2 protein-coding genes and 1 pseudogene are annotated in these 1803 nt (G+C 41.3%); 1 reads left to right on the forward strand and 2 read right to left on the reverse strand.

The window, feature by feature from the left end; genetic code table 11:
* A pseudogene (locus E1176_RS20350) lies at positions 1-207 on the forward strand (hypothetical protein); the annotation flags it as partial.
* 69 nt (positions 208-276) lie between these two features.
* On the opposite strand, the gene E1176_RS01550 reads toward E1176_RS20350, so the two are convergent.
* Together E1176_RS01550 and E1176_RS20355 are read right to left on the reverse strand one after the other, a co-directional pair.
* The gene (locus E1176_RS01550) at positions 277-1386 is read right to left on the reverse strand and encodes a monodechloroaminopyrrolnitrin synthase PrnB family protein (protein ID WP_155208820.1); all 1110 of its coding nucleotides are present in this window, start codon (positions 1384-1386) and stop codon (positions 277-279) included.
* On the reverse strand, positions 1386-1803 hold a 418-nt coding region (locus tag E1176_RS20355; protein WP_185152542.1), incomplete at its 5' end, for a hypothetical protein. The genes E1176_RS01550 and E1176_RS20355, both read right to left, overlap by 1 nt.

Below are 1803 nucleotides of genomic sequence, written 5' to 3' on the forward strand. Positions count from 1 at the left end.
GTAACAGGTCCTTGGCAAGACGCTGCTGAGTGGACGGCTACAGTTTGGTTTCCAGAAATGGAGAAAGCCGGACTTAAACATTTTGCCTGGATATTCTCTGATAACATTTTTGCTGAGCTATCAGCACAAAATGCAAAGCCAGATGGCGAAATTGTAACTACCTTCAAGTCTATGACAGAAGCGCAGAGATGGCTAGAAGCTCAATAAGAACCAAATGAAAATAAAAAAGTCTACTTCAAATGAAGTAGACTTTTTGGTTATCAGTCAAATGTTATTTTAAGCCTGACAGGCCTTTATGGCCAAATCAAGTTTATTCATTTGCTTAATATTTTCACTCAGCACTTCACCCAATATAGAAGTTGAGTATCCCCCACTACCTTTTTCTCTTGTTTTCTCCGGCTCGTGCAAATAAGACTCTTCAGCCATTTTCTTATGAGGCATCCTAAAGCTTTTCTCAAGCTTACACAGCTCAAGAAGTGACTTCGCAGACTTTACTATCGTTTCATTTTCAGGATTAGAGGCCAACATACGACTCACCTTAGTCACCAAAGAAGGTTTGTTCATAAAGTTGAAGTAGACATCTCTTAACCATGGCAAGGTAAAGGGCACATAAGTACGAGAAAACTGCTGGTAAACTTCACTGCGCACATCAGAGCCCCAAAGTATATAATCATACACAAAAAGAGGCATCTCAACAGCTCCCGGCCCGATCACCTGCTCCTTATAAATCTCAATAGGATCGAAGTATAATCGTAATTCTCTGGCAAATAAAGCCGGAGAAACATTCTTCTTAGCTATAACCACGCCATCAATCACATACCTGAAATCAGCTTTGGTGCGCTCAGCAATTATCGAAAAATCTTCACTTTCAACATCGCACCAGTAGAGATCAATGAGTTGATAGATGGCTCTAAAAAGCGGGGTCATAGCTACCTTTACACTTCTTATCAGCTCGCGCTCGTCCTCATAGTGTGTATAAGTGCGCATGCGCTCCCCTTCAGGATTCCAAAGCGAATAATGCAGCAATGTATCTCTTGGTGGCAAATCTGTCTTTTCACTCAATACACCCAGCACATAATCAAGTTCAGGAACCTCCTCAAGAGGTTCCTTCCCATGCTTTTTAATTGAGCCAAGATAGAGACCAATATCTCTCATAGCCGCCAAACACTCCTGATAAGAAAACCTTTCAAGTCTAACCGGGAATGGCAGATGTTTATACAAATCTCTGACCATCTCACCAATTTCTCCATTGGCATTTAATGATGGCAGTTTTTGCAATGCTTCATCCATTCCTAATGGGTCTAGTGAGGCTATTTTCTGATCATCAAGTCCCTGCTGCTTTAGGCTATCATACCAAAACTGTTGTTTTTGGAGAATGGCCGTCATTACACCTCAGCTTTCACCTCAGATAGCCAATTGATACAGTCCTTAGGTGCATTAAAGGTTTTGATCACGAGCTGCCCCACTTTGGCTGTTGTGTTTACCTTATCAACTGTAGCTTTAGCAAAAACGTCATCCGAAACCAGTACAGCAACACGTCTCAACCCGTTTGACTCTACTTCAGGAAACCATTCTTCCGTAAGGTAGCCCTGCACCTCTTTCGCTAAAACACGCAATTTTCTGTGATCGCTTAAATGCGTTTTTACTTTGTTTTTCTTAATATAATCAGTCATTGCTTTACACCCTACCTGCACCTGATCTGCCTTCAAAAAGCCTATCCACTCAGCATAAAGCACTTCTTCTTCGTGGTTGAAATAAATGTGACAATAACTCTCCTTCAAAAGATCTGTAACTCTACTCATA

This window comes from Fulvivirga aurantia, from assembly GCF_009711475.1.
Taxonomy (GTDB): Bacteria; Bacteroidota; Bacteroidia; order Cytophagales; family Cyclobacteriaceae; genus Fulvivirga; species Fulvivirga aurantia.

What these genes read in the sequence shown, in the direction of transcription:
- E1176_RS01550 (WP_155208820.1), bottom strand. Translation starts at nt 1,386, where the DNA reads ATGACGGCCATTCTCCAAAAACAACAGTTTTGGTATGATAGCCTAAAG.